The organism is Chromobacterium haemolyticum DSM 19808 (assembly GCF_000711885.1).
GTDB lineage: Bacteria > Pseudomonadota > Gammaproteobacteria > Burkholderiales > Chromobacteriaceae > Chromobacterium > Chromobacterium haemolyticum.
In genome coordinates this window covers 240,004-252,433 of the sequence record NZ_JONK01000001.1, presented here as the reverse complement: position 1 = coordinate 252,433, position 12,430 = coordinate 240,004, and the positions used below count along the sequence as shown (strand labels likewise).

Annotated in this window: 15 protein-coding genes; 9 read left to right on the top strand and 6 right to left on the bottom strand. The window is 61.3% G+C overall.

All coding sequences use genetic code 11. From position 1 onward, the window contains the following. Positions 1–67: 67 nt before the first annotated feature. Positions 68–517: a universal stress protein gene (locus BR71_RS01145; RefSeq protein ID WP_043631452.1), complete on the bottom strand. Its 450-nt coding sequence runs from the start codon at positions 515–517 to the stop codon at positions 68–70. Positions 518–634: 117 nt separating this feature from the next. Between BR71_RS01145 and BR71_RS01140 the strand changes: the two genes are divergently transcribed. The 4 genes from BR71_RS01140 to xerC all read left to right on the top strand — a co-directional run bounded on the left by BR71_RS01140 (position 635) and on the right by xerC (position 3,304). Continuing rightward, positions 635–1,072, top strand: coding sequence for an acyl-CoA thioesterase (locus BR71_RS01140; RefSeq protein ID WP_043631448.1), 438 nt, complete (start codon positions 635–637; stop codon positions 1,070–1,072). Positions 1,073–1,084: 12 nt separating this feature from the next. Next, positions 1,085–1,498, top strand: a complete 414-nt coding sequence (locus BR71_RS01135) for a tellurite resistance TerB family protein (protein WP_039753403.1) — start codon at positions 1,085–1,087, stop codon at positions 1,496–1,498. 65 nt (positions 1,499–1,563) lie between these two features. After that, a complete protein-coding gene (locus BR71_RS01130; RefSeq protein ID WP_043631445.1) occupies positions 1,564–2,418 on the top strand; it encodes an AAA family ATPase in 855 nt (284 codons plus the stop codon). Position 2,419: 1 nt separating this feature from the next. Continuing rightward, a complete protein-coding gene (gene xerC / locus BR71_RS01125) occupies positions 2,420–3,304 on the top strand; it encodes a tyrosine recombinase XerC (RefSeq protein ID WP_043631442.1) in 885 nt (294 codons plus the stop codon). Between the two features lie 263 nt (positions 3,305–3,567). On the opposite strand, the gene BR71_RS01120 is transcribed toward xerC, so the two are convergent. The 3 genes from BR71_RS01120 to orn form a co-directional block, all read right to left on the bottom strand. Further along, entirely contained in the window at positions 3,568–4,068 is a 501-nt protein-coding gene (locus tag BR71_RS01120; RefSeq protein ID WP_043631438.1) for a CinA family protein, read from the bottom strand. An 11-nt stretch (positions 4,069–4,079) separates the two neighbouring features. After that, positions 4,080–5,729, bottom strand: coding sequence for a glucose-6-phosphate isomerase (gene pgi, locus BR71_RS01115; RefSeq protein WP_043631436.1), 1,650 nt, complete (start codon positions 5,727–5,729; stop codon positions 4,080–4,082). 244 nt (positions 5,730–5,973) lie between these two features. Then, complete coding sequence (gene orn, locus BR71_RS01110) at positions 5,974–6,519, bottom strand: oligoribonuclease (RefSeq protein WP_043631433.1); 546 nt, start codon at positions 6,517–6,519, stop codon at positions 5,974–5,976. Between the two features lie 81 nt (positions 6,520–6,600). Between orn and BR71_RS01105 the strand changes: the two genes are divergently transcribed. The 5 genes from BR71_RS01105 (at position 6,601) to BR71_RS01085 (ending at position 10,489) form a co-directional block, all read left to right on the top strand. Continuing rightward, the gene (locus BR71_RS01105; protein WP_043631428.1) at positions 6,601–7,845 is read left to right on the top strand and encodes a M48 family metallopeptidase; all 1,245 of its coding nucleotides are present in this window, start codon (positions 6,601–6,603) and stop codon (positions 7,843–7,845) included. A 1-nt stretch (position 7,846) separates the two neighbouring features. Then, positions 7,847–8,173 (top strand): 4a-hydroxytetrahydrobiopterin dehydratase, encoded by a 327-nt coding sequence (locus tag BR71_RS01100; protein ID WP_019100147.1) that lies wholly within the window; start codon positions 7,847–7,849, stop codon positions 8,171–8,173. After that, on the top strand, positions 8,170–9,045 hold the full coding sequence (gene rsgA, locus BR71_RS01095; RefSeq protein WP_043631425.1) for a ribosome small subunit-dependent GTPase A: 876 nt from the start codon (positions 8,170–8,172) through the stop codon (positions 9,043–9,045). The genes BR71_RS01100 and rsgA overlap by 4 nt, the downstream gene beginning before the upstream one ends. Positions 9,046–9,159: 114 nt before the next feature. Further along, positions 9,160–9,900, top strand: a complete 741-nt coding sequence (gene phbB, locus BR71_RS01090) for an acetoacetyl-CoA reductase (protein WP_039753408.1) — start codon at positions 9,160–9,162, stop codon at positions 9,898–9,900. Positions 9,901–10,006: 106 nt separating this feature from the next. Beyond that, positions 10,007–10,489: a GAF domain-containing protein gene (locus tag BR71_RS01085; RefSeq protein ID WP_043631421.1), complete on the top strand. Its 483-nt coding sequence runs from the start codon at positions 10,007–10,009 to the stop codon at positions 10,487–10,489. A 359-nt stretch (positions 10,490–10,848) separates the two neighbouring features. Here BR71_RS01085 and BR71_RS01080 read toward each other — a convergent pair whose 3' ends face one another. Both BR71_RS01080 and BR71_RS01075 read right to left on the bottom strand, forming a co-directional pair. Then, positions 10,849–11,085, bottom strand: a complete 237-nt coding sequence (locus BR71_RS01080; protein ID WP_043631418.1) for a hypothetical protein — start codon at positions 11,083–11,085, stop codon at positions 10,849–10,851. Between the two features lie 101 nt (positions 11,086–11,186). Then, positions 11,187–12,254 carry a DNA-binding protein gene (locus BR71_RS01075; RefSeq protein WP_043631415.1) on the bottom strand — a complete coding sequence of 356 codons (1,068 nt, stop codon included), beginning with the start codon at positions 12,252–12,254 and terminating at the stop codon, positions 11,187–11,189. Positions 12,255–12,430 lie beyond the last annotated feature (176 nt).

Below are 12,430 nucleotides of genomic sequence, written 5' to 3'. Positions count from 1 at the left end.
AAGGATTGTCCGACAAGCAACGGCGCGCCACATCCCGTGCTAGCCGCGCGCCCGTCATGCCATCAGCCTAGTCCCCGGGGTTGCGCACCAGCAACACCGGCACGTCCGCCAGTTTAAGCACGCCTTCCGCCACGCTCCCCATCAGCAGATGCATCAAACCGCTCCAACCATGGGTACCCATCACTATCAAATCCGCCCCCCAAGCGCCGGCGTCGTCCACCAGCACCGCGGCGATTTTATCCCCCCAGCTTTCCAGGATTTTGCAATCCGCCGTCACGCCCAACTCCTTGGCCTTGGCCCCGGCCTGCCCCAGCACCTGCTCTCCCGCCTGCTTGATCGACTTTTGCAGTTCGGTCGCGTCCAGAAACTCGGTCCCGCCCCAGCCGAACTGGGCCAAGTCCACCACATGCACCAACTTCAGACTGGCGCCCACTTCCTTGGCCAGGTGGCAAGCTTCGTGCAACGCCAGATTGGAGGTCTCGCTATCATCCACCGGTACGAATATGCACTGATACATGACTCTGCTCCTTGTTGTATTTGCCTTACACTTGCAGTCTATCAAACCAAGACACTGTCCTGTTGACTCAGGTTAAGACAAACAACTCAGCCAAACCACTCGCCCAAAGCCCACATCATGCCCAGAATCCAGCTTGCCATGCCTGAGCGCTTCGCCTTCGAAACCCGCATCGACATCCGAATCGGCGACGTCAACTACGCCGGCCATCTAGGCAACGACGCCGTGTTGAGACTGGCCCACGAGGCGCGTCTGCGCTTTTTACAAAGTCTAGGCTATCCGCACGAACTCAGCATCGAGGGCCTGGGCATTGTGGTGGCGGACACCGCAATCTGCTACCGCGCGGAAGCCTTCCACGGCGAGATGCTGCGCTTTGATTTGGCGGTGGACGACATTGGTCCGCGCGGTTTCGATTTGCTCTATCAGGCAAGCAATGACAAAACCGGGAAAGAAGTGGCAAGATTGAAGACAGGCCTAATCTTCTTCGATTACGAAAGCCGCAAGCTTGCCGCCATGCCCCCAGCGTTTCTGGAGCGGCTGAGCGTCACATCAGAATAAAGGAAAGGCGTCATGAGAAAATACGCACTCAATAGCCCGGAAGCAATGGCGCGCCTGCTGGCTATGTTTATGATCACGGATGGCAATATGGACCCGCGTGAGCTGGAGCTGCTGGAAAAACTCCACGTCTACGACCTGATCGGCCTGCCGCGCAAGCAGTTCACCAAGGTGCTGGTGGATTACTGCGACGACGTCTCCGACGAAGCCAACGACGACGGCACCATCCACTTACTGGACGCGGAGCGCATCAACGGTTTGCTGGCCGAGGTGAGCGACCACCGAAAACGCATTTTGGCCTGCGTGCTGGCCATGGACATCAGCAAGTCCGACGGCACCATCAGCGAGCCGGAAATGGCGCTGCTGAGCCACATGATGAAAAGCTGGGGCATTTCGCTGGACGACCTGGAACGCGAATTCGCCCGTTGACCTCTTTCCCCGCCAAAGCAGCCGTTTGCGCGGCTGCTTTGGCCATTTCGAAGCCTTCCCCACCCATGACGAGCAATACCCGATTTTCCGGAACAGACAACTATATCGCCACTGAAGATCTGATGATGGCGGTGAACGCCGCCATTACTCTGGAGCACCCGCTCCTGATCAAGGGCGAGCCCGGCACCGGCAAAACCATGCTGGCCGAGGAAGTGGCCCGCAGCCTGGGCCGAGAACTGATTGTCTGGCCGATCAAATCCACCACCAAGGCCCAGCACGGCCTGTACGAATACGACGCGGTGTCGCGGCTGCGCGATTCGCAACTGGGCGACGCCCGCGTGCACGATATCCGCAACTACATCGTCAAAGGCAAGCTGTGGCAGGCTTTCGACGCCGCCTCCGCGCCGGTGCTGCTGATTGACGAGATCGACAAGGCCGACATCGAATTCCCCAACGATCTGCTGCGGGAACTGGACCAGATGGAGTTTTTCGTGCACGAAACCCAGGAATTCGTGCGCGCGCGCCAGCGCCCCATCATCATCATTACCTCCAATAATGAAAAAGAACTGCCGGACGCCTTCCTGCGCCGCTGCTTCTTCCATTACATCCGCTTCCCGGACCGGGACACCATGCAGGCCATCATCGACGCTCACTTCCCGGCGCTGCGCCAACAGCTGGTCAGCGAGGCGCTGGAAGTGTTCTTTTCCATCCGCGAGTTGCCGGGCCTGAAGAAAAAACCCAGCACCTCGGAACTGCTGGACTGGCTGAAATTATTGTCGGCGGAAGGCATGGACGCCTCGGCGCTGAAGCAGCGCCATCAGGACAACGCCCCGCCGCCGCTGGCCGGCGCGCTGTTGAAAAGCGAGCAGGATCTGCAATTATTCGAGCGCCTGATGCAGATGGCCAAACTGCGCCGCTAAGATGGAAACCCTGGAGCGCTTTGCCGCCTCGCTGGCGTTGGCCGGCCGCAGCAACCACACTTCCGCCGCCTACTTGCGCGACCTGGAACAGCTGGCGGCCCTGCTTCAGCCCACCCCTCTGGAACGTGCCGAGCACGCACAGCTGCGCAAAACCCTAGCCAAACTACACGCTCAGGGCCTGCATAGCCGCAGCCTGGCGCGCAAGCTCTCCGCCTGGCGCCGTTTCTACCAATGGCTGCTGGACAGCGGACAGCGCGCGGACGACCCCAGCCAAGGCCTGCGCGCGCCCAAACAGGACAAACCGCTGCCCAAGGCTTTGCCGGTGGACAGCACCGCGGCCCTGCTGGACCGCATCGACGACCCCGACGCGCTCTCCATACGCGACCGCGCGCTGTTCGAGCTGATTTACTCCTGCGGACTGCGACTATCCGAAGCGGTGGGGTTGAACCTGGAGGACCTGGACTTTTCAGACGACCTGCTGCGCATCCGCGGCAAAGGCGGCAAGGAGCGCATCGCGCCGCTGGGCGCCGAGGCGCGCGTCTGCCTGCAGCGCTGGCTGGCGCAGCGCCAGGCCGCGCCGGACGAGCGCGCGGTGTTCATCGCCCGTCACGGCAGGCGACTGGGCGGCCGCCAGGTGGAGAAACGCTTGCGCGACTGGGCGATCAAGACCGGCGCGCAGCAACACGTGCATCCGCACATGCTCCGCCATTCCTTCGCCTCCCACCTGCTGCAGTCATCCGGCGACTTGCGCGCAGTGCAAGAACTCTTGGGACACGCCAATCTGTCCAGCACTCAGATCTATACCGCGCTGGATTTCCAGCACCTGGCAAAGGTCTACGACGGCGCACATCCGCGTGCGCGCAAGAAGCCGGAAAAAAAGGATTAAACGCCCTGCGAGCCAAGGGCGTGTTCACGATCTAGCGAACCAAGGCGAAAATGGCTGAGAAAGCGGAATGTACGCGTGGTACATGAGCATTTCGAAGCCGCACTCACCGCGAGGCGCCTCACGACGCGCAGCGGATCTTGAACAGGCTCTAAGAGCCGCTAACAAAACCTCGCAGAGAACCTGAGCCAAGGCGCGCCGACGCAGGCAGTACAAGTGGTACGACAAGGAGGCGCAACGCAGGATCAGGGGTTTTGTTAGCGGGTCTAAGCCAAGCGGCTACGCTCGGCCACCAACTCATCCAAGCGCTGCAAGGCGCGCATCACCGTTTGCGTGCGCACCTGGCCTCGATCACCGTCAAAGCGACAGCTGAACGCCTCATTCCAGCCATCTGGACCGGCAATGCCGAACCAAACCAGCCCCACCGGCTTGGCTGCCGTGCCTCCGCCGGGGCCGGCCACGCCGGACACCGCCACGCTCCAATCCGCGCCGGACAGGCTTTGCACCCCGGCAGCCATCTGCCGCACCACCGCCTCGCTGACAGCGCCGTGCTCCCGCAAGGCGCTGTCTTCCACCTTCAGCAGACCTTGCTTGGCCTCATTGCTGTAAGTGACCACGCCGTAGCCAAACCAAGCCGAGCTACCGGCAATGTCGGTCAGCGCCGCGGCGATCATGCCGCCGGTGCAGGACTCGGCGGCGGCGACACTCTCGCCCGCCGCCAGCAAACGCTCGCCTAAACGGCGGGCCAACTCCAGGCTTTCTTGCATGGCGCTTTCTCTTAAGATTGTCGCGATTTGAAATGGCGAATCAAGCCGTTGGTGGAGCTATCGTGCGCCAGCGCGTCGTCATCGGCCATCAGCTCGGGCAAAATCCGGCGCGCCAGCTGCTTACCATACTCCACCCCCCATTGATCGAAGGAGTTGATCCCCCAGATCACTCCCTGCACAAACACCTTGTGCTCATACAGGGCCAGCAACATGCCCACGCTGTACGGACTTACTTCATCCAGCGCCAGGGTGTTAGACGGTTGGTTGCCCGGGAACAGCTTCTGCGGCAGCAACATGTCCAATTGTTCGCCCGGCAGATGCGCCAGCTCACGCATCGCCTCGGCCTCGCCCTTGCCGCGCATCAGCGCCTCGGTCTGAGCCAGGCAGTTGGCCACCAGAACCTGGTGCTGATCCGCCACCGGGTAATGGCTGCGCATCGGAATGATGAAGTCGCAAGGCACCAGCCGCGTCCCTTGATGCAGCAACTGGAAAAAAGCGTGCTGGCTGTTGGCGCCCTCCTCGCCCCAGATCACCGGGCCGGTGTCGAAATCCAGCGCCTCGCCGTAACGTCCGACGCGCTTGCCGTTGGACTCCATGTCCAATTGCTGCACATGAGCCGGCAAGCGTCGCAAGCCGTGGTCGTAAGGCATGATGGCATGGGTGTGGGCACGGTAGAAGGTGTTATACCAAACCCCTATCAAGGCGAGCAGCACCGGCATATTGGCGGCGAACGGCGCGGAAAAGAAATGCCGGTCCATCGCGTGGCCGCCGGCCAGGAAGTCCTGAAAATGATCGAAACCTATCGCCAACATCACCGGCAAGCCGATCGCGGACCAGGTGGAATAGCGGCCGCCCACCCAATCCCAAAAGCCGAACATGTGAGCGGGATCGATGCCGAAAGCCTCCACCGCCGCTTGATTGGTGGACACCGCGACGAAATGGCGCGCGATGTCGGCCTCGCTTCCAGCTTGCAAAAACCATTGCCGCGCAGCCTGCGCGTTCAGCAAGGTCTCCGGCGTGGTGAAGGATTTGGAGGCGATGATGAACAAGGTTTCGGCGGGATCCAGCCGTTCCAGCGTGCGCGCCACGTGCGCGCCGTCCACATTGGAGACGAAATGCACGTCCAGCTCCGGCGTCGCATACGCGGCCAGCGCTTCCTTCACCATCAGCGGCCCCAGGTCGGACCCGCCTATGCCCAGGTTGACCACGTGGCGGATGCGCCGGCCGCTGAAGCCTTTCCACTCGCCGCCGCGAACCTGCTCGCTGAACGCGCGCATCCGCGCGAGCACCGCTTGCACCTCGGCCACTAGCTCGCAACCGTCCAGCACCAGTGTCGCCCCAGCCGGCAAACGCAACGCGGTGTGCAACACCGCGCGGTCTTCACTGACATTGATGCGCTCGCCGCTCCGCATTTTCTCCATCCAGCCGGCCAAATCGGCCTCCCGCGCCAGCTCGAACAACAGCTCAAGCGTGCGTTCGGTGATGCGGTTCTTGGAGTAATCCAGCAACAGGCCGTCCAATTCCAGCGAAAAACGCTGAAAGCGCTGCGGATCGGCATCGAACAGCTCACGCATATGCATGTGCCGGGTAGCGCGCTGATGTTGATGCAAACGGGCCCAGACCCGGGTTGAGTTAATGTCGGACGTGCGATGCGAAGCCATATAGATTGCCGATGGAATAAATTTCGCCAAAAGTAAAGGAGCAAGCCCCATCATGGAGCCGCCCCCCGATTACCGCTTGAGCCGCTTGGCACTGACTCTTAAAACCCGTTTACGATCTCGCGAGCCAGGGCGAGACAAGGCGAAAACCGCTGAGAAAGCGGAGTGTACACACGGTACATGAGCATTTCGAAGCGGCACTCACCATGGGCCGTCCCACGACGCACAGCAGATCGTAAACAGGTTCTTAGAGCTTGAGGAAATGCTCGCGGTAGTAACGCAACTCCTCAATGGATTCCAGAATATCCGCCAGCGCCTCGTGTTTGCCGCGTTTGACCACGCCACGCGCCACTTCCGGCTTCCAGCGCTTGCACAGCTCTTTCAAGGTAGACACATCCAGGTTGCGATAGTGGAAATACTCCTCCAGCTTGGGCATCCAGCGCACCATGAATCGGCGGTCCTGATGAATGGTGTTGCCGCACATGGGCGTGATCCGCGGCGGCACGTACCGAGCCATGAAGTCCAGCAGTATCTGCTCGGCCTCGGCTTCGCCCAAGGTGGAGGCCTTGACCTTCTCGATCAGGCCGCTTTTACCATGGGTATTCTTGTTCCAGTCGTCCATGCCGTCCAACACCTCGTCCGGCTGGTGGATCACCAGCACCGGCGATTCCGCCACCACGTTCAGTTGGCTGTCGGTAACGATCATCGCGACTTCGATGATGCGGTCGGTCTCAGGATTCAGGCCCGTCATTTCCATGTCGAGCCAGATGAGGTTCATTTGATCTTGTGTCATACTTGCCAATCTTTGCAAAACCCTGCCATTTTCCTTCATTGCCGCGCTGGCGGCAAACCTGACAGCAGATAACGGACTCCGATGACCGAGGCATTCAGCTCTCTCTTCCTGGCCGCGCTGGCGGCCACCCTCGCGCTAAAACTCTGGCTAGGCTGGCGTCATGCCCGCCACATTGCCCGCCACCGCGCGGAAGTGCCCGCGGCCTTCCGCGACGCCATCACCTTGCAACAACATCAGTTGGCCGCCGATTATTGCATCGCCAAAACTCGCTTCAGCCTGTTTTCCGCCTTGCTGGACAGTCTAGTGATCCTGGTGCTGACCTTTGGCGGCGTGCTGCAGTACTTGGCCGGCATCGCCGCCAACGCCAGCGCCTCGCCGCTTCTGTCCGGCCTGCTACTGATCGTGGGCGTATCGGTGCTGACCGGCTGCATCAGCTTTCCGCTCAGCCTATACTCCACCTTCGGCATCGAGGCCCGCTTCGGCTTCAACAAAACCACGCCCAGGTTGTTCATCATCGACCAGATCAAGGGCCTGCTGCTAGGCGCCGCCATCGGCTTGCCTCTGGTGACGCTGATTCTGTGGCTGATGGACATCTCCGGTCCGCTGTGGTGGCTGTGGGTGTGGCTGGTCTGGACCGGCTTCCAGCTACTGATGGTGGCGCTCTACCCCACGCTGATCGCCCCGCTGTTCAATAAGTTCTCACCGCTGCAAGACCTGGAACTCAAGGCTCGCATCGAAGCGCTGCTGCAACGCGCCGGCTTCAAAAGCCAGGGCGTGTTCGTAATGGACGGCTCGCGCCGCTCCAGCCACGGCAACGCCTACTTTACCGGCTTCGGCGCCGGCAAGCGCATTGTGTTTTTCGATACCCTGCTGGGGCAACTGGACCACGCAGAGATCGAGGCGGTGCTGGCGCATGAGCTGGGCCACTTCAAGCGCCGCCACATCGCCAAGCGCATCGCGCTGGCCTTTGCGCTGTCCCTGGGCTTCCTGTTCCTGCTAGGCCAGTTGCTGGATGCGCCGTGGTTCTACGCCGGCCTGGGCGTTTCCACGCCCAGCACCGCAATGGCGCTCATCCTGTTCTTCACCGCGGTACCGGCCTTCACCTTTCCGTTCACGCCGCTGTCCAGCAGCCTGTCGCGCCGCCACGAATACGAGGCCGACGAATTTGCCGCCAACGAAACCGACGCCGGCAAACTGGTGTCGGCCCTGGTCAAACTCTATCGCGACAACGCGTCCACGCTGACGCCGGATCCGCTGCACTCCGCCTTTTACGACTCGCACCCGCCCGCCGCGCTGCGCATCAACCATCTACAAGGAAACCGCTGACATGAACCTGCTTGAACTGTCCTGCGAAGCCCAACACGGCGCCAACCCGCTGGCCGCCAGCACCGTCAATCAATTGATGGGCTCGCTGCCCGGCTGGAACATCCGCGGCATCGAACTGACCAAAACCTTCCCCTTCGCCGACTTCCACGACACCATGGCTTTCGTCAACGCACTGGCCTGGATCGCCCATCGCGAAGACCACCACCCGGACATGTCCGTGCATTACAACCGCGTCGTCGTCAACTTCAGCACCCACGACGCCGGCGGCCTGACACTGAACGACTTCATCTGCGCGGCCAAGACCGAAGCGCTGCTGGCTCGCCCATGACAGGTCAGACTGGACAAATCATCCGCAGCCACGGCCGCCGTTTCATCGTCGAATCCGAGGGCCAAGTTTACGATTGCACCACCCGCGGCAAGCGCGTCGACTTCGCCTGCGGCGACTGGGTGGACATTCTGGTGCAAAACAAGGAACAGGCGGTCATCGAGCGCTCGCAGGAGCGCCGCAGCCTGCTCTATCGCCAGGACGACTGGAAAACCAAGGTCATCGCCGCCAATGTAAGCCGCATCCTGTTCGTGATCGCCGCGGTGCCCAGCCCCAACGAGGAGTTGCTGGGCCGCTGCCTGATCGCGGCGGAAGCCGGCGACATCGACCCCGTCATCGTGGTCAACAAGGCGGACTTGCCGGAAACCGCGAGCTTGCTGCTCAAACTGGACCTGTACCGGCGCCTGGGCTACAAGGTGGTCACCCTGTCCGCCAAGCAGGATGTCGCGCCGTTGCTGCCGCTGCTGCAAGGCCAGACCAGCGTTTTCGTCGGCCAGTCCGGCATGGGCAAATCCACGCTGACCAATGCGCTGCTGCCGGACGCCAATGCCCGCATCGGCGACATCTCCACCGCCTTGGACTCCGGCCGCCACACCACCACCCACGCCACGCTCTACCATCTGAACGCGGACAGCCACCTGATTGATTCCCCCGGCTTGCAAGAGTTTGGCCTCAAGCATTTGAAAGCCGCGGAACTGACCCGTTACTTCCCGGAAATGCGCCCGCTGATAGGTCAATGCCGCTTTCACAATTGTTCGCACCGCGTGGAACCGAACTGTGCCATCATGACCGCATGTGAATCCGGCGCCATCGTCAAGTCCCGGCTGTCTTTGCTGCAGCGTCTAACGGATGAACTTTCACCATCCAAGCCGTGACGAAAGGTATGCGTACTTTCCATTCACATACACGGGTAATTCATTTATCCTAAAAAACTGAAAGTCGTATCGCATAAGCATATCCAGACAGACAGCTAATAAGGAGCCAGCACCATGACTAAGCGAATCGCACTCGTAACCGGCGGCATGGGCGGTATTGGCACCGCCATCTGCAAAGCCCTCGCTGAAAGCGGTCACATCGTAGTCACCACCTACAGTAAGCCCGGCCGCGAGCAAGCCTGGCTCGCCGACATGAAGGGGCTGGGACTGAAGGATATCCACGCCTATCAATGCGATGTCACCGACACCGCAGCCTGCAAGGGACTGGCCGAAAAGGTGGCCAAAGACCTGGGGCCGATCGACGTGCTGGTCAATAACGCCGGCATTACCCGCGACTGCAGCTTCAAGAAGCAGACCAAGGAAGACTGGGACGCGGTGCTGCGCACCAATCTGGATTCGCTTTTCAATATGACCAAGCCGGTGGTGGACGGGATGAGCGACCGGGGCTTCGGCCGCATCATCAACATTTCGTCGATCAACGGCCAGAAGGGCCAGTTCGGCCAGACCAACTACTCCGCGGCCAAGGCCGGCATGCACGGTTTCACCATGGCCTTGGCGCAGGAAGTGGCGCGCAAGGGCGTGACCGTCAACACCATTTCGCCCGGCTACATCGCCACTGATATGGTGATGGCGGTGGCGGAAGACGTTCGCAACAAGATCATCGCCCAGATTCCGGTGGGCCGCTTGGGCAAGCCCGAGGAAATCGCCGCCTTGGTGACCTTCCTCGCCTCCGAACAGGCGGGCTTCATCACCGGCGCCAACGTGGCGATGAACGGCGGCCAGCACATGATGTAAACCGGGCCGCTGCCCGCCATGCGACGCCGCCCCGCCGGGCGGCGTTTTCTTTTTGTCCGTCCGCTGTGTATGCTATCGCCTTCCCAAGCCACACCCCGACATACCCATGGCAGAACACCTGATCGTCCACGGCGCAGACAAACAAGAGCGCTACCAAACCCTATTGCCGCAGGCGCTGGCGCTGATTGAATCCGAGACGGACCAAATCGCCGCGCTGGCCAATCTCTGCGCCGCCTTGCACAGCAGCTTCGATTGGCTGTGGACCGGCTTTTATCTGGTCAAGGACAAACAATTGGTGCTAGGTCCCTTCCAGGGCCCAATCGCCTGCACCCGCATCCCCTTCGGCAAAGGCGTGTGCGGCAGCGCCTGGCAGGCCGGCGCCACCCTGGTGGTGGAAGATGTCGACGCCTTTCCCGGTCATATCGCCTGCTCATCCAGCGCGCGCTCGGAAATCGTGGTGCCGGTCCGCAACGCCGACGGCGAAGTGGTCGCGGTGCTGGACGTGGACTCCAGCGAACTAGCCAGCTTCGACGCGGTGGACGCCGAATACCTGGAACGCATCGCGGCGGGTCTTACCCGCCTGTTTTAAGACCCGCTAACAAAACCCCTGATCCTGCGTTGCGCCTCCTTGTCGTACCACTTGTACTGCCAGCGTCGGCGCGCCTTGGCTCAGGTTCTCTGCGAGGTTTTGTTAGCGGCTCTAAGAACCTGTTTACGATCTCGCGAGCTAAGACGAGACAAGGCGGAAACGAGCGAAAAAGCGGAATGTACAGGTGGCGTATGAACATTTCGAAGCGGTTTTCAACGCCGTATCGCCGACGCGCGGCAGATCGCAAATAGGCTCCAAGCGCTTGCCGCGCTTCAGTGATACGGCGCTGGAAATACCTTCCGACCATGAAAAAGCGCGCCAACAGGCGCGCTTTTTCATTATCAGGCCGGCTTCACCGGCTAGAGCTGCAAACGCATTGAATCGCGCCCCTCTCGAGGCCGCAACCACACTCGCCCCGCCAGCTCCAAAATCCAAAACACGACCAGACCGGACAGAATGGACAGATTTTTGCCCGTAACCATAGCCAGCAAGCCCTGCCAGAAAGATCCAGCGTCCGCCCAGCACAATCCACACCACACGAACAAGGCCAGCAAGGAGATCAGCGCCGGGGCGCGGTAGTATTCGCCGAAAGTCATATTGCCTCCAATAAAGACAATCCTATCTCGACAAACTAACAAAGCCCGCTACAAGCGACATCGTGGCAAGCACTTAGTAGAAACACGCGTCCGGAGCGCAGTTAGCCTAATAGGGGCAATTGCAGCTGCCGGCCCAACCACTCGCGCAAGCCGGCCTCGTCCAACGTCAACAGCTCCTGACGCGAGACGGCCAGCAACTCCACCAGACGCGCCAGTTGCCGCTCGGCGCCCAGATTCATCTCTCCGGCCAGCCGGCTGTTCTCGCTGGCCATGTCCAGCAAGCGTGCCGAGGTCTGTTCCAATTGCACAGCCTGCCTCAGCGCGTCCTGCTCCAAAGCCGCGTTGCGCCCTTCCAGCCACTCCAGCCTCGCCTCCAGCCTGCCGTTGTCTCGCTCGCGCTCTGCGAGGCGGTCGCGCCACTCCCCCTCCAGTCGAGTCCGCTCGCGCCGGCTTTGTTGCAAAGCCTCTTCCTGGCGGGCCTGCGCCTGTTGCATGGCCCGGCGCTCCTCTTCCATTTGCTCGTAAAGCCTCAGCCGCAAACCTTCCAGACGCTCATAAGCCAGGGACTCGCGTCTGGCGGCTTCTTCGCGCGCCTCCTGCACCTTCTGCTCCGCGCGCTCCTCAAGCTCCTGCTGACGCTGCTCAGCCTGACGCCGGACCTCGGCCATTTCCTTCCGGGCCTGCTCCAGCCTCGCCTCCTGCTCCCGCCCCGCCCGCTCCAACATCTGACGCCGGGTTTCCTCTCCCTGCAAGCGTCCTTCCAGGTCCGCCAACCGCGCGGCCCGCAACTCTAGCTCACGCAAGGCGGATTGCAGCTCGGCCTGGCGCGCAGCCAAGCTGTCCTTTAGCTCTCGAGTCTCCGCCGCGGCCTGCGCCACTGCGGTTTCCGCGTCCTGACGCAAAGACTCCAGCCGCCCATCCGCTTCGTCGCAGGCCCGCTGCCATACCTGTTCGAAAGCTTCGGCCAGGCCGGCCGGCCAATCCGGCCGCCGTGACGAGATCGCCACCCGCGACAAAAACTCCTGTCGCCATTCTTTCAAGGTGTTGTTGATCGTCGTGTTGGAGCCCGCGCCGATTCTGGCCCGAACCTCCAGCACCGTCGGCCATACGCCCTCGCCCACCAGCTCGAACGCCGCCTGCCGGATACGCGAATAAATGTCTGTCGCCATGCCTGAAAATGCTCGTTTATCGTGGCCGACATTCTAGCAAAGCGGCACTTTAAAATATATTACGTATTACATTTGAAATTTAACAATTGGCGCTCACATGCACGGCAAGAGTCGGCAAAAGAAAAAGGGCGGCGCGTCGCCTGCGACGCCCGCCCCTCCCGCCAACCCCTCGCCTT